Source organism: Luteimonas sp. R10, from assembly GCF_045689605.1.
Taxonomy (GTDB): Bacteria; Pseudomonadota; Gammaproteobacteria; order Xanthomonadales; family Xanthomonadaceae; genus Luteimonas.
Genome location: NZ_CP141262.1, coordinates 69,463 through 94,851 on the forward strand (window position 1 = coordinate 69,463; position 25,389 = coordinate 94,851).

General features: G+C 69.4%; 23 protein-coding genes. 12 read left to right on the forward strand and 11 right to left on the reverse strand.

Annotated features, from left to right (window positions below):
- Positions 1 to 3: 3 nt before the first annotated feature.
- The 3 genes from mreD to U3649_RS00320 form a co-directional block, all read right to left on the reverse strand.
- Entirely contained in the window at positions 4 to 486 is a 483-nt protein-coding gene (mreD, locus tag U3649_RS00310) for a rod shape-determining protein MreD (RefSeq protein ID WP_407352913.1), read from the reverse strand.
- Entirely contained in the window at positions 483 to 1,424 is a 942-nt protein-coding gene (gene mreC, locus U3649_RS00315; protein WP_407352914.1) for a rod shape-determining protein MreC, read from the reverse strand. The genes mreD and mreC overlap by 4 nt, the downstream gene beginning before the upstream one ends.
- 147 nt (positions 1,425 to 1,571) lie before the next feature.
- A complete protein-coding gene (locus U3649_RS00320; protein ID WP_407352915.1) occupies positions 1,572 to 2,615 on the reverse strand; it encodes a rod shape-determining protein in 1,044 nt (347 codons plus the stop codon).
- A 382-nt stretch (positions 2,616 to 2,997) separates the two neighbouring features.
- On the opposite strand from U3649_RS00320, the gene U3649_RS00325 reads away from it, so the two are divergent.
- On the forward strand, positions 2,998 to 3,930 hold the full coding sequence (locus U3649_RS00325; RefSeq protein WP_407352916.1) for a carbohydrate kinase family protein: 933 nt from the start codon (positions 2,998 to 3,000) through the stop codon (positions 3,928 to 3,930).
- A 119-nt stretch (positions 3,931 to 4,049) separates the two neighbouring features.
- The gene (locus U3649_RS00330) at positions 4,050 to 4,403 is read left to right on the forward strand and encodes a hypothetical protein (RefSeq protein ID WP_407352917.1); all 354 of its coding nucleotides are present in this window, start codon (positions 4,050 to 4,052) and stop codon (positions 4,401 to 4,403) included.
- Positions 4,404 to 4,502: 99 nt separating this feature from the next.
- Here the strand turns inward: U3649_RS00330 and U3649_RS00335 are convergent, their stop codons facing one another.
- The 5 genes from U3649_RS00335 to U3649_RS00355 all read right to left on the reverse strand — a co-directional run bounded on the left by U3649_RS00335 (position 4,503) and on the right by U3649_RS00355 (position 10,268).
- Entirely contained in the window at positions 4,503 to 5,516 is a 1,014-nt protein-coding gene (locus tag U3649_RS00335) for a glycoside hydrolase family 19 protein (RefSeq protein ID WP_407352918.1), read from the reverse strand.
- A 239-nt stretch (positions 5,517 to 5,755) separates the two neighbouring features.
- The gene (locus tag U3649_RS00340; RefSeq protein ID WP_407352919.1) at positions 5,756 to 6,484 is read right to left on the reverse strand and encodes a hypothetical protein; all 729 of its coding nucleotides are present in this window, start codon (positions 6,482 to 6,484) and stop codon (positions 5,756 to 5,758) included.
- On the reverse strand, positions 6,481 to 7,449 hold the full coding sequence (locus U3649_RS00345) for an alpha/beta fold hydrolase (protein WP_407352920.1): 969 nt from the start codon (positions 7,447 to 7,449) through the stop codon (positions 6,481 to 6,483). Before U3649_RS00345 ends, U3649_RS00340 begins: the two co-directional genes overlap by 4 nt.
- 3 nt (positions 7,450 to 7,452) lie before the next feature.
- A complete protein-coding gene (locus U3649_RS00350) occupies positions 7,453 to 9,486 on the reverse strand; it encodes a M1 family metallopeptidase (protein WP_407352921.1) in 2,034 nt (677 codons plus the stop codon).
- 179 nt (positions 9,487 to 9,665) lie between these two features.
- Positions 9,666 to 10,268 (reverse strand): TetR/AcrR family transcriptional regulator, encoded by a 603-nt coding sequence (locus tag U3649_RS00355; RefSeq protein ID WP_407352922.1) that lies wholly within the window; start codon positions 10,266 to 10,268, stop codon positions 9,666 to 9,668.
- A gap of 103 nt (positions 10,269 to 10,371) precedes the next feature.
- Here U3649_RS00355 and U3649_RS00360 point away from each other — a divergent pair, with 103 nt between their 5' ends.
- The 3 genes from U3649_RS00360 to sugE all read left to right on the forward strand — a co-directional run bounded on the left by U3649_RS00360 (position 10,372) and on the right by sugE (position 13,019).
- Positions 10,372 to 11,112: an SDR family NAD(P)-dependent oxidoreductase gene (locus tag U3649_RS00360; protein WP_407352923.1), complete on the forward strand. Its 741-nt coding sequence runs from the start codon at positions 10,372 to 10,374 to the stop codon at positions 11,110 to 11,112.
- Positions 11,109 to 12,302: an MFS transporter gene (locus tag U3649_RS00365; protein WP_407352924.1), complete on the forward strand. Its 1,194-nt coding sequence runs from the start codon at positions 11,109 to 11,111 to the stop codon at positions 12,300 to 12,302. Before U3649_RS00360 ends, U3649_RS00365 begins: the two co-directional genes overlap by 4 nt.
- A gap of 375 nt (positions 12,303 to 12,677) precedes the next feature.
- A complete protein-coding gene (gene sugE, locus U3649_RS00370; protein WP_407352925.1) occupies positions 12,678 to 13,019 on the forward strand; it encodes a quaternary ammonium compound efflux SMR transporter SugE in 342 nt (113 codons plus the stop codon).
- A 186-nt stretch (positions 13,020 to 13,205) separates the two neighbouring features.
- Here the strand turns inward: sugE and ubiE are convergent, their stop codons facing one another.
- Entirely contained in the window at positions 13,206 to 13,964 is a 759-nt protein-coding gene (ubiE, locus tag U3649_RS00375; RefSeq protein WP_407352926.1) for a bifunctional demethylmenaquinone methyltransferase/2-methoxy-6-polyprenyl-1,4-benzoquinol methylase UbiE, read from the reverse strand.
- A gap of 329 nt (positions 13,965 to 14,293) precedes the next feature.
- On the opposite strand from ubiE, the gene U3649_RS00380 reads away from it, so the two are divergent.
- Complete coding sequence (locus tag U3649_RS00380) at positions 14,294 to 14,797, forward strand: GNAT family N-acetyltransferase (RefSeq protein ID WP_407352927.1); 504 nt, start codon at positions 14,294 to 14,296, stop codon at positions 14,795 to 14,797.
- A complete protein-coding gene (locus U3649_RS00385) occupies positions 14,794 to 15,246 on the forward strand; it encodes a nucleoside deaminase (RefSeq protein WP_407352928.1) in 453 nt (150 codons plus the stop codon). Before U3649_RS00380 ends, U3649_RS00385 begins: the two co-directional genes overlap by 4 nt.
- Positions 15,247 to 15,437: 191 nt before the next feature.
- On the opposite strand, the gene U3649_RS00390 is transcribed toward U3649_RS00385, so the two are convergent.
- The gene (locus U3649_RS00390; RefSeq protein WP_407352929.1) at positions 15,438 to 15,833 is read right to left on the reverse strand and encodes a hypothetical protein; all 396 of its coding nucleotides are present in this window, start codon (positions 15,831 to 15,833) and stop codon (positions 15,438 to 15,440) included.
- A 197-nt stretch (positions 15,834 to 16,030) separates the two neighbouring features.
- On the opposite strand from U3649_RS00390, the gene U3649_RS00395 reads away from it, so the two are divergent.
- The 4 genes from U3649_RS00395 (at position 16,031) to U3649_RS00410 (ending at position 22,078) form a co-directional block, all read left to right on the forward strand.
- Positions 16,031 to 17,578 (forward strand): site-specific DNA-methyltransferase, encoded by a 1,548-nt coding sequence (locus U3649_RS00395; RefSeq protein ID WP_407352930.1) that lies wholly within the window; start codon positions 16,031 to 16,033, stop codon positions 17,576 to 17,578.
- Positions 17,579 to 17,691: 113 nt separating this feature from the next.
- A complete protein-coding gene (locus U3649_RS00400; RefSeq protein WP_407352931.1) occupies positions 17,692 to 20,337 on the forward strand; it encodes a DEAD/DEAH box helicase in 2,646 nt (881 codons plus the stop codon).
- Positions 20,338 to 20,509: 172 nt separating this feature from the next.
- Positions 20,510 to 20,959, forward strand: a complete 450-nt coding sequence (locus U3649_RS00405; RefSeq protein ID WP_407352932.1) for an OsmC family protein — start codon at positions 20,510 to 20,512, stop codon at positions 20,957 to 20,959.
- A 564-nt stretch (positions 20,960 to 21,523) separates the two neighbouring features.
- Complete coding sequence (locus U3649_RS00410; RefSeq protein ID WP_407352933.1) at positions 21,524 to 22,078, forward strand: TetR/AcrR family transcriptional regulator; 555 nt, start codon at positions 21,524 to 21,526, stop codon at positions 22,076 to 22,078.
- Between the two features lie 75 nt (positions 22,079 to 22,153).
- On the opposite strand, the gene U3649_RS00415 is transcribed toward U3649_RS00410, so the two are convergent.
- On the reverse strand, positions 22,154 to 22,405 hold the full coding sequence (locus U3649_RS00415; protein WP_407352934.1) for a hypothetical protein: 252 nt from the start codon (positions 22,403 to 22,405) through the stop codon (positions 22,154 to 22,156).
- Between the two features lie 172 nt (positions 22,406 to 22,577).
- On the opposite strand from U3649_RS00415, the gene U3649_RS00420 reads away from it, so the two are divergent.
- Entirely contained in the window at positions 22,578 to 25,361 is a 2,784-nt protein-coding gene (locus U3649_RS00420; RefSeq protein WP_407352935.1) for a TonB-dependent receptor, read from the forward strand.
- Positions 25,362 to 25,389: the final 28 nt, after the last annotated feature.

Below are 25,389 nucleotides of genomic sequence, written 5' to 3' on the forward strand. Positions count from 1 at the left end.
ATCTCAGCGCGCCCGGCGGACCAGCCGGAGCGCATCCAGCAGCACGAACAACGGCGCCCACAGCAGCATGCCCAGCAGCGGCGCCAGCCAGAACATCCACGGCAGCTGCGGCTCGCCCAGGGCGACGTGGATCGCGGCCGTGACCACGCGGTCGTTCAGCAGCAGGCCGCCGATCGCCAGCGCCTGCTGCGCCATCGGGAAGAACCGCAGCTGGTTGCGGAAGCGTTGCAGGATGAAGGCCATGATCGTCAGCCGCAGGGCCTGCTCGCCCAACAGGCCGCCGAAAGCCAGATCGCCGATCAGGCCCGCCACGAACGCGAAGCCGAGGCCGGCACTGCCATTGTCCTCGATGACCCAGTAGGCGACGACCAGCGCCAGCCAGTACGGCCGAAACGGCTGCAGGCCTTCGGGCAGCGGCAACAGGCCGAGCAGCAGCGCCACCAGCACGCTCAGCGGCAGCAGCCAGTGGCTGCGGGTGCGCTTCATGGCGCTTCTCCGGCGCCGGCATCCGGCGGCTCGGGCAAGGCGTCGCCGGGCGGCAGGCCGCCATGATCCGCGTCGCCTTCCGCGGCCGGCCCCGGCGGCTGCGCCAGGTCCTGCAGCAGCAGCACGTCGCGGCCGCGGTCGAGCCGCGCCGCCGGGGCCACGTCGCCGACCAGAAACGCGCGGCTGTCGTCGGGCGCCAGCGCGGCGATGCTGCCGACCGGGAAGCCCGCGGGAAAGCGTCCGCCCAGGCCCGAGGTGACCAGCTCGTCGCCGACCTCCACGTCGCTGGACAGCGGCACGTTCGGCAGCCGCAGCCGGTCGCTGCGGCCCTGCCCGTAGACGATCAGCCGGACCCCGGTGCGCGCCACCACCACCGGCACCGCGTGGTCGGGATCGGTGAGCAGCAGCACGGTCGCCGTGGTCGGGGTGGTCTCGATGATCTGCCCGACCACGCCGCCGGCGTCGATCACGCACTGGCCGTTGCTGACGCCGTCGCGGCTGCCGGCGCTGAGCATCAGCCGCTGCCGGGTCGGATCGAGATCGACATCGAGGATCGGCGCCAGCTGCACGTCCAGGCCGCCGCGCTCGGCGGCGCCGAGCAGCCTGCGCAGGCGCGCGTTCTCGGCGGCCGCCGCCTGCAGCCGCGCCAGCCGCGCGTTGCCGACCAGCAGTTCGTTGCGCAGGCGGCGGTTGTCCTCGGCCAGCAGCGAGCGGGTGACCGCGTCCTCGCGCACGTTGCGGCCCAGCCGTGACGGCAGGCCCGCCAGCCACCACACCGGCTGCATCGCCACCGAGGCCTGGGCGCGGACCCGATCGAGCCAGTCGCCGCGATGGTCGGCGATGATCAGCGCCACCGACACCGCCAGGTACGCCAGCAGCCGCAGGGTGCCGGCGACGTCGCCGGAACGGGGGGCGGCGGGACTGGCGTAGGAAGGCATTGGGGGCCGTGATTGGTGATTCGTGATTGGTGATTCGTGGCAGCCACCGCCGGCAGAAGGGCGGCTAGCCGAAGGTCGCGCGAAGCATCATAGGATTTTGCCAATCACGAATCACCAAGCACGAATCACGAATCCGCCAATCGCCGCTTATTCCGCGGCGAAGAATTCGTTGCCGTGCATGTCCAGCAGTTCGAGCGCGCGGCCGCCGCCCCGGGCCACGCAGGTCAGCGGATCCTCGGCGATCTGCACGTGCAGGCCGGTCTCCTCGCTGATCAGCCGGTCCAGGTCGCGCAGCAGGGCGCCGCCGCCGGTCAGCACGATCCCGCGCTCGGCGACGTCCGCGCACAGCTCCGGCGGGGTCTGCTCCAGCGCCTGCTTGATCGCCTCGACGATGCCCGACAGCGGCTCGCGCAGGGCGTCGAGCACCTCGGTGGAGCCGATCTTGATCATCTTCGGCACGCCCTCGGCCAGGTGCCGGCCGGAGACTTCCATCTCGACGTTGCGTTCCTGCGGATAGGCGCAGCCGATCTCCAGCTTGATCCGCTCGGCGGTGGATTCGCCGATCAGCATGCCGTGGTTGCGGCGCACGTAGTTGATGATCGACTCGTCGAAGCGGTCGCCGCCGATGCGCACCGACTGCGAGTAGACGATGCCGTTGAGCGCGATCACGGCGACCTCGGTGGTGCCGCCGCCGATGTCCACCACCATCGAGCCGCGCGCCTCGGTGACCGGCATGCCGGCCCCGATCGCGGCGGCCATCGGCTCTTCGATCAGCGAGACGTCGCGCGCGCCGGCCTCCATCGCCGAGTCCTTGATCGCGCGCTTCTCCACCTGGGTCGAGCCGCAGGGCACGCAGATCAGCACCCGCGGGCTGGGCCGGAGGAACCTCGACTTGTGCACCTTGCGGATGAAGTGCTTGAGCATCTCCTCGGTGTAGGTGAAGTCGGCGATCACCCCGTCCTTCATCGGCCGGTGGGTGGTGATGTTGCCGGGGGTGCGGCCGAGCATCTGCTTGGCCTCGCTGCCGACCGCGGCGACCGCCTTCTGGCCGCCGACGCGGTCCTGGCGCACCGCCACCACCGAAGGCTCGTTGAGCACGATTCCCTGGCCGCGGACGAAGATGAGGGTGTTGGCCGTGCCCAGGTCGATGGACAGGTCGTTGGAGAACAGGCCGCGGAACTTCTTGAACATCGGGGAATAGGGTCCGTCAGGGCGCCGCGCGCAGGGCCGGCGCTATCGAAAGCTGGAGGGGGATCGGGAGCCGACAAGCCTAGCAAAAAGGCGCTCGGGCGTGGGGCGGATGCGGGTGCAGGGGCGCGGGTGAGTGGGCGGCCCGCAGAGCCGCCGGCCGGCGACGGCCCGGGCGCCCGCCCGCTCCGGCGCGGAGGGAGGGGGCCCTGTGGGAGCGACGGAAGTCGCGACGTCCGCCGAGCCCGGTGTCGCGACTTCCGTCGCTCCCACACCTTGGCTCCCGCATCCGGTCGGCAGCGGGGATCCGCCGCCCGGCGCCCGGCTGGCCTCCCCCTGCCGGGGCCGCTACCCTAGCGGGCTTCGAAAATCGAGTGCTGCGCCGATGTCGGTCCTGATCTGCGGTTCCCTGGCCTACGACACGATCATGGTGTTCCCCGACCAGTTCAAGAACCACATCCTGCCGGACAAGGTGCACATCCTGAACGTGTCGTTCCTGGTGCCGCGGATGCGCCGCGAGTTCGGCGGCTGCGCCGGCAACATCGCCTACAACCTCAAGCTGCTCGGCGGCGAGCCGATCCCGATGGCGACCGTCGGCCAGGATTTCGCCCCGTACCGGGAATGGTTCGAGGAGATGGAGATCCGCCTGGACCAGGTGAAGGTGATCGACGAGCTGTTCACCCCGCAGGCGTTCATCACCACCGACCACGACAACAACCAGATCACCGCCTTCCACCCCGGCGCGATGATGCGCAGCTACGAGAACCACGTGAAGCACGTGGAAGGCGTGAAGTTCGGCATCGTCAGCCCCGACGGGCGCGAGGGCATGCTGCAGAACGCCGAGGAGTTCGCCGAAGCCGGCATTCCGTTCATCTTCGATCCGGGCCAGGCGATGCCGCTGTTCAACGGCGACGAGCTGCGCAACTTCATCGAGCGGGCCGACTACGTCACCGTCAACGACTACGAGTCCAACCTGCTGCAGGAGCGCACCGGCTGGAGCGAGGAGCGGATCGCCGGCAAGGTGAGGGCCTACATCGCCACCCGCGGCCCCAAGGGCGCGATCATCCGCGCCGGCGACAAGGTCTACGACATCCCGCCCGCGCACGAGCGCCGCGTCACCGACCCCACCGGCTGCGGCGACGCCTTCCGCGCCGGCCTGATCTTCGGCATCACCGGCGGCTACGACTGGATGACCACCGGCCGCATCGCCAACCTGATGGGCGCGCTCAAGGTCGAGCACCCCGGCACCCAGAACCAGCGCTTCGACTACGCCGAGTTCGCCGAGCAGTTCCGCCAGCAGTTCGGCTACGCGCTCTGATTTGAATCCGCACCGGCGGTGCCTGCCCGTGGCCGGCACCGCCGTACACGGCCCGTCCGCATCGCTGTAGTAACCTGCGCCGCAGCCGCGATCCGCGGTGCCGAAACGTGCCGATGCCGATGAGACGGAATTCGATCCAGTGCGCGCTCGCCGCCGCCTGCATGCTGCTGCCGGTCGCGGCGGGCGGCGCCGCGGAGCGCGCCGCACCCGACTGCACCGAGGCGGCCATTGCCCAAGCCGGGAAGCTGCTCGCCTTCCATGTCGATGGCGACGACCGCGCGTCCGTCGAGCCGGAAGTCACGGCACTGCCTTCAACCGAAAACCCGGCCGCGGCCAACCAGCTGCTGGCCGTGCTCGAGGTCTGGGGCAATGTCTACAAGGGCCGCTACCGCATGCGCCTGCTGTACGGCGGACAGGGAGAGACCGCCTGCACCCTGATGGGGCAGGAGATCCTCGAGTACGCCCGGCTCTGAGCCGGAGCGCCGGCTGCTGGCGCCGTCGCGGTGCCCGGTCCATCGCGAACGCATCCTGCCCACGCAAGCCGGGGCAGCAACGCCCGGGGGCGCGGGAGATTACTGCAGGGCGGCCTGTGCGCGGCTGTAGTAGGCCTGGCGATCCTCGAGACCGTTGTAGCCGCCGTTGATCAACCGGGTGACCTGACGGAAGTCGCCGGCATCGGCCGCGGCGTTGATGTCGCGGCTGCCCCAGTACCAGGCCGCCACGCGCGCGGCGTTCTCAGGCTGCGCGGCCAACTCGGGATTGTTGACCAGGTCCAGGCCCAGCGCCTGTCCGGCGGCCTCGTAGTTGGCGCGACCGGTCAGCTGGATGTAGCCGCGGCCCTTGAAGCGCACGCCGTCGCCGGGCTGGGTGTTGCCCAGGTCGGCGCGGCCCTCGTAGGCGGCACCGCTGGCGATCTCCTCGGAATAATGGAAGCCACCGCTCTCATGCGCCAGCTGGGCGATGAACATCGCCTTGCGCTGCGGGGTGTTGATGTTCGCCTCGGCCATGGCGGTGCTGATGTGCGGCGCGATCTCCGCCGCCTTTTCCGCACTGAGTGTGGGCACGATCTGCTGCAACTGCGCCGCGGTGACCGACGCCGACGGGTCGGTCGCCGCACTCGCATCAACCGGCGCCGCCGCATCGACGCCCTGCTGCTGCAGGATCTGGCGCAGTTCCGGGTTCAGGCCGGGATCGCGCAGGGCGGCATCGACGTCGTTCCGGTTGCTGACGCCGTCACCGCCGGGCTGGCCGATGGTGCTGGCCGCGGTATCGAGCAGCGGGTCGAGATAGCCGCCGCTTTCGAGCTTGGGCATGATCGCCCTGAGATCGGGCCGGCCGATGATGCCGTCGACGCCATCGATGCCGGCGGCGACGTCCAGCATGTTCAGGTGCGCCGGGTTGTCGAGCAGGAACTGCGCCGCCTCCTGCTGCTCGCCGGTGAAGCGGCCGTCCGCGTTCGCGGCCACGGCCTCCAGGTCCTTCGCGCTGATCCTGCCGTCGGCGAGGATGTTCAGCGCGCCATGGGCGGTATCGAACACGTCGAAGTCCCGGTTCAGCACGGACACCGCAGCGTTGATGTTGGTCACGGCAGCAAACCCATTCGGAACCTGCGACCAGGGTGTCGGGCCCGACCGTCGATTGCACGCTGGGGCCGACCCTAGTCCCGGGCGCAATGGCCGCACTCAATCGTGACGCAGTGCCGGCTTCCGCGCACGCATGGTGGCACACCCGATCCGACCGCGCAGCCGCCACCAGGAGCCGCTCGACACGCCCACCTCCGCAGTCGCGCGATGCTCCATCGGTGCTGCCTGCTCCCTCCCCCCGCTCAGTTCCAGCCCGGCATCCGCGAGCGGTCCAGGCCGCCGACCTCGAAAACCGCGGTGCGGGTGCCGCCGGCCTTGACCGGGAACTCGACCGTCAGCGTCTTCGCACCCTCGGCCATCCGCCACAGCGCGGCTTCGTCCTCGATGAACATGGCGATCGCCTCGTCGGTGTCGGGGCGGTTGGCGGCCATGCGCCGCGGCTCGCCGTCGTCGACGGCCACCGGCACCCGGCAGGCGCGGCCGCAGGCGAAATCGCCGGCCTGCAGCACCAGGTAGCTGCTGCGGCCCCAGGACGGGTGGTCGCGGAAGATCAGCCGCACCGGTTTCGCGCCGCTGCCGTCGATGTCGACGTCGTCGCGCGCATAGATCGCGGCCGAGCGCTGCTGCCCGCCCTTCACCTCCTGCACGTTGTAGCTCCACAGGCCGGCGGTCCGCGCCTCCTCGCGCAGCGCGTCGGCCTTCGCCTTCACCTCGTCGAACCGCGCGCGCACGCGCGCGGCGGCCTCGGTATCGGGGAAGCGCGCCAGCAGCACGTCGGCCTGGGCCTTGGCCAGCGGCCAGTTCTCCTCCGCGACGGCGGCGTCGAAGCCAGCGGCCGCCTCGCCGGCGGCGCGTTCGTTGGCGGCGGCCTGCGCCTCGGCACGCGCCTGCGCCTCGGCCTCGGGATCGCCGCAGGCCGGCAGCGCCAGGGCCGCCAGCAGCAGGGCCAGGGTGGAATTGCGAAGATTCATGCGGGTCTCGCCTCCTCGATCAGGGCCGTCACCGCGGCGGCGACGGCGTCGGGCCGTTCCATCAGGGTCATGTGGCCGCTGCCCTCGAGCAGCAGTTTGCGCGCATGCGGGATGCGCTGCGCGAACAGGTCCAGCGCGCTGGGGTCGATCACCCGGTCCTGCGCACCCCAGACCAGCAGGGCGGGCTGGCGGATCCGCGCCGCCTCCTCGCCCGGCAGGAAGCGCGCCTCGCCACGGCCGATGCGGTCCAGCACCGACTGTTCGAACGCACCCTCGCGGCGGCGGTGCGCGATCACCGCGTGCGCGGCCGGCCATGGGATCGGCGGGCGCGCGCTACGATCGTGGAACAGCAGCGACAGGTACCGCTCGAGCGACGCCGCATCGCTGACGCCGAACGGGTTGCCGCCGTCGAGCACCTCGAGCCCGAAGCGGTTTTCGCCGAACTCCACGCCCGAGGCATTGAGCAACACGACCCGTTCGATCAGCTCCGGATGGCGCGCCGCCGCCGCCGCGGCGATGCCGCCGCCCATCGAGTGCCCGAGCAGCACCACCGGGCGCTCGCTGACGGCACGGATGAAGGCGGCGACGCGGGCGGTCTCGGCGGCATAGCCGTAGTCGTCGCCTTCATTGCGTTGGCTGTCGCCCCAGCCGGGAAGGTCGGGAATGACCAGCCGGTAGCGGTCGCGCAGCCGCGCCGCCAGGCGGTACCAGTTCTCCTTGCTGCCGGTGTAGCCGTGCAGCATCACTACGGTCGGCGCATCGGCGTGCGCTGCCGCGCCCTCGACCCAGGTCCAGGTACAGCCGTCGATGCTGCGCCGGTGCCGGCGCAGGCCGAGCGCGCGGCGCTGGCGCGCGTATTCGGCGCGCACCAGCCGGTAGGGATCCCGCCACAGCGCGAACGCCAGGGCGATCGCGCAGGCGAGTACCGCGACGGCGGCCATCAGCGCGATCGTCGCGGCGGCCACGGCTCAGCCGGCCGACGGCGCCTGCGGGCTCGTGCCGTCGGCACCGGCGCCGCCTTCGACCTCCGGCTCCGGCGGCGGCGGCGTCACCGCCGGAGCGGGCCTCGGCTTCGCCTCGTCGAGGGTCTTCTGCACCGACGCGATGGTGATCGGGTGGTAGCCGGGGCGCGCGCGCTCGAACACGCGCCTGGCGAACGCCAGCCCCTGCTCGCTCTGCGCCAGCGCCTCGTACACCGGCATGATCAGCTTGCGACGGCCGATCCGCTGCAGGAACGCGCTCATCGGCTCGTAGGCGATCGCATAGCCGCTGCGCACCGCCAGCGGATACCAGCGCATCGCCAGTTCGCCGTTGGGCGTTCCCGAAAAGCTGTAGGCGGTATCGAGCTGCGACATCTGCTCCAGGGTCAACGTCTCCGGCATGCCCTCGAGGAAGTGGATCCACTCCTGCGTGGTCCACTCCGCGGTCATCGACTGCGGCGGCAGCTGCGCGCTGCCGAGCCAGGCCAGCCGCGCCGAATCCACCAGGCCCAGCCGCGGCGACAGCACCTGCGGCGCCGAGGCGGGAATGCCGGGCTCGTACAGCCATGCTTCCAGTTCGGACTCGGTCACCGCGTCCGGCTGCTTCGGCAACAGTTCCGCCTTCGCGTACTCGACGAAGGTCGCGGTGGAGATGCTCTGGAAGGCGAAGTGGTCGAAGTAGCCGCGCAGGAACGCGTCGAGCGTCTCGCGGCCGAAGCGCTCTTCCAGGAACTGCAGGAACCAGGCGCCCTTGTCGTAGGCGACCGCGCCGAAGGTGTCGTCGGGGTCGCGGGCGTCGCCCGGGCGCACCGCCAGCACCTGCAGTTCGGAAGGCGTCTCGGCGAGATCCTTCTGCAGGCCCTCGCGCGCGATCACGAACTCCATGTCGGCGACCTCCTTGCCGTACAACGCCTCGACGATGCGGTTCTCCACGTACGAGGTGAAGCCCTCGTTGAGCCACATGTCCTTCCAGCTGGCGTTGGTGACCAGGTTGCCGGACCAGCTGTGCGCCAGCTCGTGCGCGATCAGGGACACCAGCGACTTGTCGCCGACGATCACCGTGGGGGTGATGAACGACAGCCGCGGATTCTCCATGCCGCCGAACGGGAACGACGGCGGCAGGATCAGCAGGTCGTAGCGCTCCCAGCGGTAGGGGCCGTACAGCTGTTCGGTGGTGCGGATCATCTCCTCGGTGTCGGCGAACTCCTCCACCGCCTCGTCCACCATCGCCGGTTCGGCCCAGACGCCGGCGCGCCCGGAGATCGGCTTGAACACCAGGTCGCCGGCGGCGATCGCCATCAGGTAGGACGGGATCGGCTGCGGCATCTCGAAGGCGTAGTCGCCGTCGCGTTCCGCGGCCGGGTCGTTGTCGGCGCTCATCAGCACCATCACGTCCGGGCGCGAGGCGATCTTCGCGCTGTAGGTGTAGCGCACCGACGGCGTGTCCTGCAGCGGCACCCAGCTGCGGGCGTGGATCGCCTGCGACTGGCTGAACATGAAGGGCAGCTCGCCGCCCTCGGTCATCGACGGCTCCAGCCACTGCAGGCCCGAGGCCCCGGGCGAGGTGCGGTAGGTCACGCGCACCAGGGCGTTGCGTTCCGGGGTCTCGATCGCCAGCCGGCTGCCGAGCAGCTCGTCGGGCGCGTCGAGCGTGTACTGCAGGGGCTGCCAGCCGCCGTCGGTCTGGCCTTCCACCCGATCGATGGCCAGGTCGCGGGTGTCGAGCACCAGCTGGGTCGCGCCGTCGTCCTTCCAGTCGAGCGTGTAGGTGGCGGTGCCGGCCAGCGTCTTGCTGTCGAAACCGAGCGCCAGGTCGAGCGCCAGGTCGTCGATGACGACCTTCTCCGGCTCGGCATAGGAATGTTCGTCGCGGTCTTCGGCGGACACGGCGGTCTCCGGCCGGGCGGTGGGAGTCGCGGTTTCGGGAGTGGGTTCGCGCTGGCAGCCGGCGGCGAACAAGGCGAGCAGCGACAGCGCCATGAGGGGGATCAGGCGGCCGGATCGGATCGGGGGAAAGCGCATGGAGGGCAAATCCTCGGCGGATCGGGCCTGCGAGTTTACCGTTCCGGGCCCGACTCGGGCTTCGGAGCCCGGAAACGCCTCGTCTGCTCCAAGTCGTCGTCCTCCATCATCGCAGCTTGCGCTTGGATGACGGACGTATTGTTCCGCCGGGATGAGGGGGCGGACGTTTTTTCCTGCCCCTACCCGTCCGCCGCGGCGTCCCACGCGTACATCGCATGATCGATGATCCGCTGCAGGCGCCGCCGCGACGCACCCGCGCGCGCCTGCAGCGACAGTCCCTGCAGTAGCGCGTCGTAGTAGCCGGCGAGCGCACCGACGTCGGCATTCCGCGGCAGTTCGCCCTCGCCGACCGCGCGTCGCAGCCGGCGCAGCAGTGCTTCGGACACCGCGCGCTGGCTGGCGGCGAGGCGGGCGCGCACGCCGACGTGCTCGGGCGCGCAGCCGACCGCGGCGGTCACCACCAGGCAGCCCGGCGGCGTGGCCGGATCGCAGTAGGCGTCGGCGTTGTCGCGCAGCATCGCCTCCACCGCCGCGCGCGCCGTCGGCTGTTCGCGCAGGGCCCGGGCGGTGGCGTTCTCCTCGCGCTCGTAGCGCGCCACCGCCTCGGCGAACAGCGCTTCCTTGTCGCCGAAGGCGGCATACAGGCTGGGGCGGTTGATGCCCATCGCCGCGGTCAGCTCGCCGATCGAGGCGCCGTCGTAGCCGCGCTCCCAGAACACGTGCATCGCCGCGCGCAACGCGGCGTCGCGGTCGAAGCCGCGCGGCCGGCCGCGAACTCCCATGGATGGAACGTTCTTTTTCATACCGGATTGAACATAAATCCCTTGACGCGCGGGTTCAAGCGGGCATCATTTAACTACCATTCGGTACATAAAGGACTGTAGCATGACGCAATTGACCGGCAAGACCGCACTGGTGACCGGCGGCAGCCGCGGCATCGGCGCGGCGATCGCCACGCGGCTGGCGCGCGAAGGCGCCGATGTCGCGCTGACCTACGCCAGCTCGGCCGAGCACGCGGGCGCGGTGGCCGCGGCGGTCGAGGCGAGCGGGCGCCGGGCGCTGGCGATCGCCGCCGACAGCGCCGATCCGCAGGCGGTGGCCGCCGCGGTGGAACGCACCGTGGCCGAGTTCGGCCGCATCGATATCTTGGTCAACAACGCCGGCATCTTTCCGTACCAGCCGCTGGAAGCGGTCACGCTGGAGACCTTCGACCGCGCCATGGCGATCCACGTGCGCGCCGCCTTCGTCGCCGCGCAGGCGGCCGCGCGCCACATGCGCGAAGGCGGGCGCATCGTCAACATCGGCAGCTGCCTGGCCGAGCGCACCGGCGGTCCCAACATGACCGTGTACGCCGCCAGCAAGGCGGCGCTGACGGGGCTGAGCAAGGGCCTGGCGCAGGATCTCGGCGCGCGCGGCATCACCGTCAACGTGGTCCACCCCGGCCCGGTCGACACCGACATGAATCCGGCCGATGCCGACGGCGCCGACGCACAGCGGCAAGGCTTGCCGCTGCGGCACTTCGGGCATCCGGACGATGTCGCCGCGATGGTCGCGCATCTCGCCGGCGAGGGCGGGCGCTTCGTCACAGGCGCGGCGATCTCGGTCGACGGCGGGTTCAGCGCGTGAACGCGGTGCCGCGGCCGCAGGCGACATCGGCGATCGCGGCATCCGCATCGCACGCCGGCGTGGCCGCGATGCTCGCCTTCGCCACCGCGGTGGCGGTCGCCACGGAATTCCTCGTGGTGGGGCTGCTGCCGGGCATGGCGCGCGATCTCGGCGTGCCGATCGCCTCGGCCGGTGCGCTGGTGTCGGGCTTCGCGCTGTCCGCGGCCCTGTTCGGGGCGCCGCTGACGCTGCTGGTCGCGCGGCTGGCGCCGCATCGCGTGCTGGTCGCGGTGCTGCTGTGCTTCGCCGCCGGCAACCTGGCGATCGCATGGCTGCCGGGCTATCCGCTCGTCCTCGCGGTCCGCGTGGTCGAGGGGGCGAGCCTGCCGGTGCTGATCAGCGTCGGCAGCGCGGCGGCCGCCCGGCTGGCTGGCCCGGGACAGGCAGGCCGCGCCGTGGCGCGCGTCTACGTCGGCGTGGTGGCGGCGCTCGCCCTGGCGGTACCGGCGGGCGTGCTGCTGGCCGATCGCGTCGACTGGCGGGCGAGCTTCGCCGTGCTCGCGCTGGCGGCCGCCGCGGCGGCGACCTGGCTGGCCGCGGCATTTCCGCGGCTGGGCGCCTCCACGCCGGGTCCGGTCCGGGCCCAGACCGCGATCCTGCGACGTGGCCGATTCCAGGCCCACCTGCTGCTGTCGACGTGCCTGACCGCGGCGACGTTCGCGGCCTACACCTACCTGGCGGCCTGGCTGGAAACGGTCGCCGGCTACGGCAACACCGGCATCGCCGCCGTCCTGGCGGCCTTCGGCGCGATGGGCATCGCCGGCAACTGGATCGCCGGACGCCTGGCCGAACGCGGGACGGTCACGGCCAGCATCGGCGTGGCGCTGCTGCTGGCGCCGATCCTGGCCGGCCTCTCGCTGACGGGCGGCAATCCGCTGCTGTTCGCGCCGCTGCTGGCCTTCTGGGGCATGGCACAGGCGGCCGTGCTGCTGCTGTGCCAGGTGCGGACGATGCTCGCGGCGCCGACGGCACCGGCCTTCGCCGCCGCGCTCAACCTCTCGGCGTGCAATCTCGGCATCGCCGTCGGTGCGGTTGCGAGCGGCTGGACGATCGCGCAGTTCGGCGTCGGCGCGATCGGATTCGCGGGAACGGCGCTGGCGCTCTGCGCGTTCGCCGTGGCCGCCGCGCTGCGTTCGGCGGCATCCGGATGAGAGGCCCCGATCGGCTGAAGGCGACAGGCGGGTTTTCCTTCTTCCTCCGGGAGAAGAGCCTGCCCCCGAAGTGCTGTTGGTCTGGGGTGGCCCGATGAGCCTGCCCCCGAGTGCTTTAGTCGGGGCCGGATGGTTCAGCTCACTGCCGCTTCGCCGTACCCTCATCCCAATCCCCGCTCCGCGCCCCGGCCCGTTCCAGCGGCGCGGACGCTCCATCGCAGGCGCGCCAGGCGCGCAAGCCGTGCGTTGTCGCTCCGAAGGGAGAGGGACTTCGAAGCCGGCCGCCGGAAACGCCTGCCCCTGCGAAGGCAGGGGTCAAACCTTTGACAATCCCCCGGGCAGAGCCGGGGATCTGCTTCGGACAAATCACCCACCATGCACACGCCATCGACAACCACGCTCGCCTGGATCCTGCTGATCGTCGCCGGCCTGCTCGAGATCGTCTGGGCGATCGCGCTCAAGCAGAGCGACGGATTCTCCCGGCTCTGGCCCAGCGTGCTCGGCCTGGCGACCGCGGCGATCAGCTTCGCCCTGCTCACCCTGGCGCTGAAGGACCTGCCCGCCGGCACCGCCTACGCGGTGTGGGTGGGCATCGGTGCGCTCGGCGTGGCCGCGGTCGGCATCCTCGCGCTCGGCGAGAGCGCGTCGCCGGCGCGGCTGGGCTGCCTGCTGCTGATCCTGATCGGCGTGGTCGGCCTGAAATTCGTGGAGAACTGAACGTCGGCGCGGCCGCCGCGCTCCGCCCCCGCCGCGACGATATCCACGCCCCTGTAGAGCGGAGCTCGCTCCGCTGCCGTTCGGCTCCGCTCCGCTGTCGCTCGGCTCCGCCGTTGTTCGGCTCCGGAGCCGGGAGCAGCGGAGCAAGCTCCGCTCTACGCAGGTGAACGTGCGTCCGTGGAGGCGTCAGACGCGGTAACCGTCGTGGATCGCGACGATGCCGCCGGACAGGTTGCGATAGCGGCAGCGCTCGAAGCCGGACGCTTCCATCATCGCCTTCAGCTCGTCCTGCGGCGGATGCTTGCGGATCGATTCGGCGAGGTACCGGTAGCTGTCGGCGTCCTTCGCGAACAGCCTGCCCAGCCGCGGCAGCACCTGGAAGGAGTGGAAGTCGTACAGCGGCCGGAACCAGTCCGCCCGTACACGCGAGAACTCCAGCACCCGCGCTTGGCCGCCGACCTTGAGCACGCGATGCATCTCGCGCAGCGCCGCATCCTTGTCGGTGACGTTGCGCAGGCCGAAGGCGATCGTGACCAGGTCGAAGCTGCAATCGGGGAACGGCAGCGTTTCGGCGTTGCATTGCACGTATTCGAAACCGCGCACGTGGCCGCGGTCAGTCATGCGGTCGCGGCCGACACGCAGCATGGCGCCGTTGATGTCGCCGAGCACCAGTTCGCCGTCGTCGCCGACGCGCCCGCGCAGCAACGCGGCGATGTCGCCGGTGCCGCCGGCGAGGTCGAGCACGCGGTCGCCGCGCTTGACCTGCGCGGTGGCGGCGAAATAGCGCTTCCACACCCGATGGATGCCCAGGCTCATCAGGTCGTTCATCAGGTCGTAGTTGCCGGCGACCGACGAGAACACCTCGCCGACCAGCTTCTGCTTTTCGGCGGCCGGCACTTCGCGGAAGCCGAAATGGGTGGTGCCGGGCTTGTCGGATGCGCTCATGCGGCGATTATCGCATCGTTCGATCCGACGCCCCCAACCTGTAGGAGGGGCCTCGGTCTGAGGCTTCCCTGGTTTTTTTGCCGCAATCGATTCAATGGCTTGGCGGCTTCCCCCCTTTGGAGGTTGGGGGATTTGTTGGGCACCCAACAGAGCCACGGCCGAAGCAAATCGCTACGCGATTCCCGGCCCTCGCGCAGCGCGCGAGGGCGCTCAAGCCGCCGCAAGCCTGCGGCTTGCAAGCGGCGGCCTTCGCCCCCCTCAATCCCCCTTTTTCAAAGGGGGAAGACGAGCACTAAGAAATGCGGGAAACCTCAGGCATCATCTCCGGCATGCAAACGCCCCTTTCCCTGCGCTGGCAGGCCCGACCCTTCCGCGAACTCGACATCGACGCGCTCTACGGCGTGCTCAAGCTGCGCGCCGAGGTCTTCGTGGTCGAACAGAACTGCGCCTACCTCGATCCCGACGACAAGGACCGCCATCCCGATGCCCTGCACCTGCTGGGACTGGCGGAAGACGGCACGCTGGCGGCGTACCTGCGCATCCTGCCGCCGGGGCTCGCCTTCCCGCAGGCCAGCTTCGGCCGTGTCCTGATCGCGGCGCCGTTCCGCGGCCGCGGCCTGGGCGAACCGCTGCTGCGCGAGGCGCTGCGCGAGATCGACCGGCAATGGCCGGGCGCCGACGTGCAGATCGGCGCGCAGGCGCACCTGCAGGACTATTACGGCAGGCACGGTTTCGTGCCCTGCTCCGAACCGTTCCTGGAAGACGACATTCCCCACGTTCGCATGCTGCGCCGCGCCGCCGCGCCCGCGCCCGCGCCGGGGAACGCGGCATGACGGGCCCGGACTATGCCGCCATGCTCGAAGTCGCCGTCGCCGAGGCCCGCCAGGGCCTGGCCGAGGGCGGCATCCCGATCGGCGCCGCCCTGTTCCATCGCGACGGCCGCCTGCTCGGCCGCGGCCACAACCGCCGGGTGCAGGAAGGCGACCCGTCGGTCCACGGCGAGACCGACGCCTTCCGCAAGGCCGGCCGGCAGCGCAGCTATCGCGACACCGTCATGGTCACCACCCTCGCCCCCTGCTGGTACTGCAGCGGGCTGGTGCGGCAGTTCGGCATCGGCACGGTGGTGATGGGCGAATCGGTCAACTTCCAGGGCGGCGCGGACTGGCTGCGCGAGCATGGCATCGAGGTGATCGACCTCGGCGACGAGGGCTGCATCCGCATGCTCGGCGACTGGATCACCGCGCACCCCGAGGTGTGGAACGAGGACATCGGCGAGGATTGAGCAGGGCCGCCGATTGCAGCACTGCCGCTGCCGTGGCATTCCCCGCAAGCCTGTCGCGCCCGGGCGCCGCGCTTCGATCCGCTGGACACGCCCGCTTCGGTGGCGACCGGCCGTGCCGCGCTAGGACGGCGGGGTTCGTGCCCGCGGCCTTGCCAGGAGCTCCGGCTCGCCGCCGGGCGTGACCGCGGCGGCTACCGCTTGGCCTCGTCCACCGCGGCGAGCGTCGAAACCAGTTCGCGGACCAGCCTGCGCTGCGCCGGAGGCAGGCTGAGGAAGGCGTCGAGCATCACCCGATCCTGTGCTCCCAGGCCAGCGGACCACTCGGCCCTCGCCTCCCCGACGCGGGGCCTTCCGCCGAACCGCAACACCTGCGGCTCGACATTCAGCAGCGCCGCCAGGACCTGCAGCTTGTCCTGCTCGGGCAGCGCCATGCCGCGCAACCACTTGGATGCCGTCGAGAAGGCGACCGACCTGCCCTCGTAATGGCTGTTGAAGAGCTTGAGCAGCACGCCCGGCTTGGGCGGATAGCCCTTCGCGCGCATGGCCTCGGCCAGCCGCCGGGAGAACTCTTGCCGCTCGTCGCTCATGGCCGACGAAGGTACGGATGCGGGACGGCCGCGATTAGCTTTTTGGGCTTGGTTTGGTTAGCTTATCGGGCTAATCTGAGCTCGATACGCCCATGCCCGCATCGCTGCCGGTACAGCCTGCCGACACCGCCCATCGCGGACGGGCAGGGCATGCCTGGAGCCGCGCGCAGGCACGGCCATGGGCCGGGGTCGGCTAGATGCCGCTGCTGTCCTGGTTCAACCGCGACGCGGACCTGGCCCGCGCCGCGCGGACGCCGTACCGGCTACTGGAACCGGTGGCCAGCCTGTCCCATGGCGAAGCCGATTCGCCGAACATGCTGATCGAGGGCGACAACCTCGATGCGCTCAAGGCGCTGCTGCCCTACTACGCGGGGCAGGTGAAGTGCATCTATATCGATCCGCCGTACAACACCCTGGCGGCGGACATGCCCCACTACGACGACAACGTCGAGCACAGCCAGTGGCTGTCGCTGATGTATCCGGCACTCGAGCTGCTCAAGCGCCTTCTTTCGCAGGACGGGCACATCTTCGTTCAGATCGACGACAACGAAATGGCCTATCTGCAGGTCGTCATGGACGAGATCTTCGGCCGATCGAATCGCGCGATAAACATCGCGGTCAAGATGAGCGAACTCAGCGGCGTGAAGATGAAGCACGCCGACCGGAAGCCGCCGAAGCTGAAGGAATACATCCTGGCGTATCGCGCCACACCGTCAGGCCGCCTGCGCCCCATCAAGAAGCAGAAGGATCCCGGGAAATTCGAGCAGTACCTCCGCTACTACACGAAGTTCATCGAGAACCCGGAAGACGAGGTAGAGAAATGGGTCATCACGCCGATCAAGGATCATCTCGAGACCCTGGGCATCGAGCCGACCGACGAGGCAGTCCGGGAATTCCAGCTGCGCGAAGCCGGCAGGGTCGTCTACCGCACGAACAATGCCCTGCTCGCACGCCTATCCTTCGGAACCAGGACCGCAAAGGTCGTCTCGCCGAAGGGAATCGAGTACGTCTGGTGGGAGGGAAAGCAGATGCTCTTCCTCTCTTCGTACACAGAGGAGTATCTCGGCGACTTCTGGCCCGACATCAGCACCATCAACCTGAACAAGGAAGGCGGCGTTGATTTCAAGCGAGGGAAGAAGCCGGAAGCGTTGCTCCAGCGTGTTATCGAGATCTCCACCAACCCGGGCGATCTCGTTCTGGACAGCTTCCTGGGTTCCGGCTCCACGGCCGCAGTGGCGCACAAGATGAAGCGGCGCTGGATCGGGATCGAACTCCGCGAGCAGGCGCGAACCCACTGCCAGAAGCGGTTGTCGGCCGTCGTCGACGGCGAACGGTCCGGGATTTCCGAAGCCGCCGGCTGGCGAGGCGGCGGCGGCTTCCGCTTCTACAAGCTGGGCGTGCCGGTGTTCGACGAGAACGGCCATATCCGCGAGGGCATCCGCTTCGAGCACCTGGCCGCCCATGTGTGGTTCGCCGAGACCGGCAGCGCGCGCTCCAGCCGCGCGAGGAAGGAGGCCTTCCTCGGCGAGCACGCCGGCACCAGCTATTACCTGCTGTTCAACGGCATTCTCGGCGACGCCAGCGCGTCCGGCGGCAACGTGCTGACCCGGCGCGTGCTGCGCTCGCTGCCGAAGTTCGACGGTCCCAGGGTGATCTACGGCGAAGCCTGCGCACTGCCCGAAGAACAGCTGCGCGACCTGCAGATCACCTTCCGCCAGACCCCCTACGACATCAAGGCCCGCTGACATGGCCCGCACCTCCCTCACCTCCCGTAGGAGCGCACCGCAGGGGCGCGACCCCGCAGCTGGATACGCGCGGTCGCGCCCCTGCGGTGCGCTCCTACGAGGGGATCGCTGACATGGCGCTTGCGCTCAAGCTCTACCAGTGTCGCGCACTCGACAGCCTGGAGCGCTTCTTCGACGCCGCGCGCGTGTCCGGCCCGGCCGCGGCCTTCGCGGCCACGGTCGACAAGGGGCTGCTGGACGAATACAAGCCGATGCCCGGCCTGCCGGCCGTGCCCTACGCCTGCCTGCGCATTCCCACCGGCGGCGGCAAGACGGTGATGGGGGCGCACATCATCCAGGCGGCCGGCCGCACCCTGCTCGAGCGCGAGTTCCCCCTGGTGATGTGGATGGTGCCCACCACCCAGATCAAGACCCAGACGCTGGAGGCGTTCCGCGACCCGCGCCATCCGTACCGGCAGGAGCTCGATGATGCCTTCGATGGACGGGTGGCGGTGTTCGACGTGGCCGACTTCGCGCAGATCCGCCCGGCCGACCTGGGGACCCGGGTGTGCGTGGTCGTTTCCACCGCAGCCGCATTGCGCGTCAAGGACAAGGAAGGGCGCAAGGCCTACGAGCACCACGAGGACCTGGAACCGCACTTCGCCGCCAGCGCCAAGGAGCTGGACTACCTGGACAGGGGCGACGACGGCAGGACGCTGGCTTCGTTCGCCAACCTGCTCAAGCTGCACGGTCCGCTGGTCATCATGGACGAGGCGCACAACGCGACCACGCCGCTGTCCTACACGGTCTACGAACGGCTCGGCCCACGCGCCGTGGTCGAGCTCACCGCCACCCCCGACCTCGCCAGTTCCAACGTGCTGGTCAGCGTATCGGCCTTCGAGCTGAAGACCGAGAACATGATCAAGTTCCCGGTGGTGCTGAAGGAGCACGCCGGCGACTGGCAGGTGGCGGTGAGCAGCGCGGTGGCGCGGCGCAAGTCGCTGGCGAAGATCGCGCTGGACGAACCGGACTACATCCGTCCGATCCTGCTGATCCAGGCCGAGAACGCACGCGGCGTGGCCACCGTCGAGGAGGTCAAGCGCCACCTGACCGAAACCGACGGCGTCGATGCCGGGGCCATCGCTATCGCCACCGGCGACCAGCGCGAGATCGACGGCGTCGACCTGTTCGCCAGGGACTGCCCGATCGAGATCGTCATCACCAAGCAGGCGCTCAAGGAAGGCTGGGACTGCTCCTTCGCCTACGTGTTCTGCTCGGTGGCGCAGGTCAGGAGCGACAAGGACATCCAGCAACTGCTCGGCCGCGTGCTGCGCATGCCCTACGCCGTCCGCCGCCGGCAGGAGGCGATGAACAGGGCCTATGCCCATGTCGTGACCGAGGACTTCGGCCGCGCCGCGGGCGAGCTGACCCAGTCGCTGATCAACATCGGCTTCAATCCGATGGAAGCCGCCGCGGCGATCCGCAAGGAGGCGCCGGGGGCCCCGACCCTGCCGCTGCAAGGCGGCGAAGCCACGGCGCCGGAGTTGCCGAAGACGCGCATCGACGTGCGCAAGGCGCCGGACCTCGCCGATGCGCCGGAGCGCGACCGCGGGCGCGTGCGGTTCATCCCCGCCCCGGAAGGCGGGCCAGGCGGCGCGGTCGAGATCGTCGACGAGATCGATGTCGCCACCGTGGAGGCCATCGTGCTGGCGGCGCCGCCGCGGCAGCGCGACGAGATCGCCGCGCTGGTCGACAGGCACCAGATGATCACCGCCGCCGCCAAGGCGCCCAGCGAGCGCGGCGCCGTGTTCCGCGTGCCGCGGCTGTGCCTGGTGGAACAGGGCGAATTGGCGCTGGTCGACCGCGGCGCGGTGTCGGCGAACTTCAGCTGGGACCTGCTCGCCAGCCCGCCCGACCTGTCGAGCTTCCGCTTCAACGACGAGAGCATGACCTTCGAGGTCGACCTCGATGGACGCATGGTGGGCTACCACCGGGTCAAGGACGACGTCGCCACCTACCTGCCCGGCTTCGCCCAGGGCCGCACCGGGGCGGACCTGGTCGGCTGGCTGGACCACGAGATCCGCGATGCCACGGTCAAGCAGCCGGTGCTGCGCGAATGGTTGCGGCGCGCGGTGCAGGGGCTGCTGGACGAGCGCGGATTCTCGCTGGCGCAGCTGCTCAAGGGGCAGTTCATCCTGCGCCGCAAGCTGGCCGAGCAGTTGCAGCTCGCCAAGGAACAGGCCCACCGGGACGGATTCCAGCAGGCCCTGTTCCACGACGGCCTGGAACTCGTCGCCAGCGACGAGCCCGATCACGCCTTCACCTACCCGCCCGACATGGCGGCGTATCCGGCGCACGGGTACTACCGGGGCGCCTACCAATTCAGGAAGCACTACTACCCGGTGCCTGGCGACCTGGACTGGAAGACCCCGGGCGGCAGGATCACCGAGGAGTTCGAATGCGCGCAGGCCATCGACCTGCTGGACGAGGTCGACTTCTGGGTGCGCAACCTGGTCCATTCCTCCCAGTTCTGGATGCCCACCTCCAGCCAGCGGACCTATCCGGACTTCGTGGCCAGGCTCGGGGACGGGCGCCTGCTGGTCGTGGAATACAAGGGCGGCGACCGCTTCACCGCCGACCAGGAGAAGGAGAAGCGGATGGTCGGAGAGCTCTGGGCGAAGCGCAGTAGCGGCAAGGGGCTCTACCTCATGGCCCGCAAAGTCGATGACAAGGGACGCAACGTGCGCGAGCAGTTGTTGGCCGCGATCGCCGGGGACTAGCACGCTCCCAGGGAGAAGCCGCCATCGGACATGCGGCCTATCGCCTGCTTGACAGCCCCCCGGGCAGAGCCGGGGTTTGCTTAGCCGCCGCGACGTCCGGACCGGCGCCGGACGCGCCGCACCGGTGACCGTCGGCGCTACCATGAGCGCTCCCCCACACAGGAGCTGACGCATGTCCGAGCACCGCGCCTCGATCCGCTGGACCCGTGGCGACACGCCGTTCGAATATCAACGCTACCCGCGTGATCACACCTGGGAATTCGACAGTGGCCAGTGCATCGCCGCCTCCGCCGCGCCCGGCTACCTGGGCAGCGAACAGGCCGTGGACCCGGAGGAGGCGCTGGTCGCGGCGCTCTCCTCGTGCCACATGCTCACGCTGCTGGCGATCGCGGCCAAGAAGGGCTGGACCGTGGACGCCTACGAGGACGACGCCGTGGGCGTGCTGGAGAAGAACGACGCCGGCAAGCTGGCCGTGACCCGCGTGACGCTACGCCCGCGGATCGCCTTCGCCGACGGCGCCGCACCCGATGCCGGGGCGCTGGAACGGCTGCACGCCCAGGGCCACGAGCACTGCTTCATCGCCAACTCGGTCAGGACCGCGGTCGCGGTGGAGCCGCAGTAGCGCGGAAACCTGCGCGCGCAACCCCGCAAACCGCCCGGTAGACCTCGCCACCGGCGCGCTCGGCGGTCGCGCGCCGGGGCCACCATGTCCTCGCACGGACGCGCCAGCTGCCGCTCGCGCATCTCCACCCGCCGCCAGCGCGGCGCCGCGCACCGACGCCAGTGATCTGCGGCCGCCGCAGAACCCCGGTCGGCGGCGGGAAGAGAGAGCATGACCGCCCGGTCGACCAGGTGACGCTCGTGGAACCCGACATCCGAGGTCCAGAAGCGTTCCTCCAGATCCCCGGGCGCGTCGTCCGTCATGCGCTGCTCCGTGCTGTTCGTCGACCGGCGGAAAGCGGCCAGTGTAAGAGCTTGGCGATGCCCCCGGTCCGGCTATCGACGCGGCCGCCTGTGCGGAATGTTCCGGAGCCCGGGCTGGGTTCTTGACGGCGAAATCCGGGTGTTGCATAATTGAGAATAATTCTCATTCAAGCGCATAGGCGCTCACTCCTGCATGCGCGGATCCGCGTCTTCGCACCTGTCGACCGCTCCACCGGCACCGCAGCCCCGATCCGGGCGCGACGTGTTGCTGGACGCGGCCGGGCGGCTGTTCATCGACAAAGGCGTCGACGCCGTCGGTCTGGACGAGATCGCGGCCGAGGCCGGCGCCACGCGTGTGGAGCTGGCCCGCCATTTCGACGGCAAGCAGGCGTTGCTGGCGGCGCTGCGCGAACGCTTCGTCGAGACTTTCTGCACGCACTTGCGCCAGGCGATGGCGCGTTGCCGCGCGGACGACTGGTCGGGCCGCCTGCGTGCCTGGGTCGCGGCCGGCTTCGATGGCTACCTCGACAACGTGGCGCTGCACGACGTCGTCTTCCACGGCGTCGACACGCACGACCGGGAGTTGCAGCGGCGCAATCCGGTGGTCGACCAGCTGACCGAACTGCTGCAGGGCGGCGTGGACGCGCGCGCATGGGTGACCAGCGATCCGCGCATGACCGCCATCGTGTTCTTCAACGCCCTGCATGCCGCCGTCGACCACCTCGTCGCGGTGGGCGCTCCCTACGAGCGCATGCGGGCGATGCGCATCCTGACCGGCTACTTCGAACGCTCGGTGCAGTGGTGGAAGCAGGTTTGAACGTCAGAAGGCGGTCGCCCACGCCCACCGCAGCGCGAACGTCTCCGTCTTCCTTCTCAGCCCCGACCGCGCCGCCTAACGACAGATGCCCTCTGCCCTTAGTTTCCCTTCGCAACGCGCGGCGGCGCCATCAATACCAGCAGCGGCGCACAGGCCACGGTGATCGGCACCGAGCATCTCGATAATCCGCTCGGCGTGGATGCGCGCCTGCGCTACGGCGCTGTGCAGACCGTACTGACCGATCCCGACAGCCCGATCGGCGATGAACAGGCGCGCAAGCGCGACGGCACCGGCCGCCCTGAAGCGGGAACAAGTGACACAAGCCATGTCGAACAGCGCGGAACCGCCGCGCCAGCCGGTCCATCGACGCGCTCTTCACCAGCCGACTGCAATGTTGTTGGCGGTTCGCTGAAGGATGTTTGTCGTTCAGTTTTAGATCGATTGGCTGTTCATTTTCTTCTGGGACGGGGGACCAGATTGTCGAGGAGGCTTCCCCGTCATGACTCACGCCCTCTGTCGCGCCATTCGGCATTCCCTGCTTGCCACCGCCCTCGCCGGCACCGCCTCCGCCGTACTGGCGCAGGAAACCCCGGCCACCGAATCGGACCCCACCACCCTCGGGCGCATCGAGGTGACCGGCTCGCGCATCCAGCGCACCGACACCGAGACCGCCTCGCCAGTGCAGTTGATCCAGCGGGAGGAAATCGACCGCAGCGGCGAACGCACCCTCGGCGAATACCTGCAGACGCTGACCGTCGACGGTTCCGGCTCGGTCCCCAAGAGCTTCGGCGCCGGCTTCGCTTCGGGTGCTTCCGGCATCTCGATGCGCGGGCTGGGTGCCGGGTCCACCCTGGTGCTGATCAACGGCCGCCGCATCGCGCCCTACGGCCTGGCCGACGACGGCCAGAAGGTGTTCACCGACCTCAGCATCATCCCGCTGGAGGCGGTGGAGCGGGTCGAGGTGCTGAAGGACGGCGCGTCGTCCATCTACGGCTCCGACGCCATCGCCGGCGTGGTCAACGTGATCCTGCGCCGCGACTTCACCGGAACGGTGCTCACCGGCTCCTACGGCATGTCCGAGGAAGGCGACGGCGACGAGCGCAAGGCCGCGGTGACCTGGGGCACCGGCGACCTGGCCGAGGACGGCTACAACTTCTTCTTCAGCGCCGAGGCGTCCAAGAGCGACGAGGTGTTCGTGCGCGACCGGCGCGGCCGCAAGTGGATCGGCACCGGCGACATCCGTCCCTGGGGCTACGACATCCAGGACTTCGGCGGCATCACCGGTTTCATTCCCGACGTCGGAACCGCCACCAACTCCCCGGTCGGCAACGCCGAAGGCCCGGACGGATGGACGTCTCTGGACCCCTCTCCCGAATCCTGCGCACTATTCTCGAGCGTAACGCCCCAGGACGATCCGAACGGCGGTTGCATGTGGGATACGGGCCAGATCAGCAGCCTGCAACCGGAACAGGAGTACATCAACTTCTTCTCCCGCGGCACCTTCGCCCTCACCGACACCTCCGAGATCTATACGGAGTTCGGCTACGGCCGCAAGAAGAGCTCGTTCCACAACACGCCGTCGGGCGTGTCCGGCGCGTGGGCATCGCCGGAGGGCGGCGCGATCAACGCCAGCAGCGGCGAGCAGGCGACCGTGATCGGCGCCGAGCACCCCGACAACCCCTTCGGCGTGGACGCGCGCCTGCGCTATGCCGCGTTCGACGTAGGATCGCGCCGAAACAGCGTCGACAACCAGTTCGTGCGCTTCCTGGTCGGTCTGCGGGGCTATCTCGGCGAATGGGACTACGACGTCGGCTACCTGCATTCGGAGACGGACCTGGAAAGCGTGCGCAGGGGCTACCTGCGCTACAGCGCGGTGCAGACCGTGCTGACCGACCCCGATAGCCCGGTGGGCTGGTGGCGCCTGGGGGCGAATGCCGGCGAAAACTCGCAGGCGCTGTACGACTTCATCTCACCCACGATCGGCGCCAACGCGAAGACCAAGCTCGATGCGTTCGACATCAAGGCTTCCCGCAGCCTGATGGACCTGCCCGGCGGCGCACTAGGCCTGGCAGTCGGCGCCGAATGGCGACGCCAGACGGCGATGCTCACCCCGGTCACCTTCACCGACCAGAGCGACATCATCGGCCTGGGCTATTCTGCCTACGACGGCGACGAGACCGTCACCGCCGCCTACGTCGAACTGCTGGCGCCGGTGCACGAGACCCTGGAACTGTCCGGTGCCGTACGCATGGACGACTACCGGGACGGCGACACCGCGTTCACACCTAAATTCGGCATCAAGTGGACGCCAATCGACTGGATCGCGCTGCGCGGCACGTACGCGGAAGGCTTCCGCGCGCCGAACCCGGCGGAGACCGCGGGCTCATCGGTTGGCTTCGCCTCGGCGCAGAATCCAGCGCGTTGCGAAGTCGGCATCGTTCCCATGCCGTCTAACTGCCCTGGCGGCGTGGCATTCATTAACCAGCCCAATCCCGACCTCGAGCCAGAAGAGTCTAAGAGCTATACCGTCGGCCTTGTGCTGCAACCCACCGCGACCACCACGCTTACCCTGGACGCTTGGCAGATCAAGCGGGAAAACGAGATCACCACCCAGAGCCTAAGCCAGGCACTGCAGGCAGGCGAGATCATCCTCGACGACGACGAGATCCCCGGCTACCCGGGTAGCGGCTCGCTGCTGGCGGTGTTCACGAGCTACGTCAATGCTACCTCTACCACTGTGCGCGGCATCGACCTCGACGTGCGCCAGTCCTTCGATCTTGGCAACGCCGGAACATTGGCACTGGACCTTCAGTGGAGTCACATCAATAAGTACGAGCTGATCGACACCGACGGCACGGTCTACGAGTTCGCCGGCACCCATGACAACTGCACTGTCACCAACTGCATCGGCACTCCCAAGAACCGGATCAACCTGGGTACGACTTGGGACATCGACGATTGGAGCGTGAGCGGCATTGTCAACTATCGCAGTAGCTTCGACAACACCGCCGAGTACTCGATCGGCAGCGGCTGCGCGGCGTATTTCGCCGACGGCAGCGACGCCCCCGGCGACTGCGAGATCCCGTCGTTCTATACCGTCGACCTGTCCGGCAGCTGGAGGGCGACCGAGGCATTCGAGTTGTTCGGTTCGGTCCAGAACGTCACCGACCGCGTCGCGCCGCTCGACCCGACCACCTACGGTGCGCTCAACTACAACCCGCTGGACTTCAGCGGCGCCATGGGCCGGTACTTCACGCTGGGAGTGCGCTATACCTTCCTCTAGACGGCGCGCGTCCTGCCGCCGTGCTTCC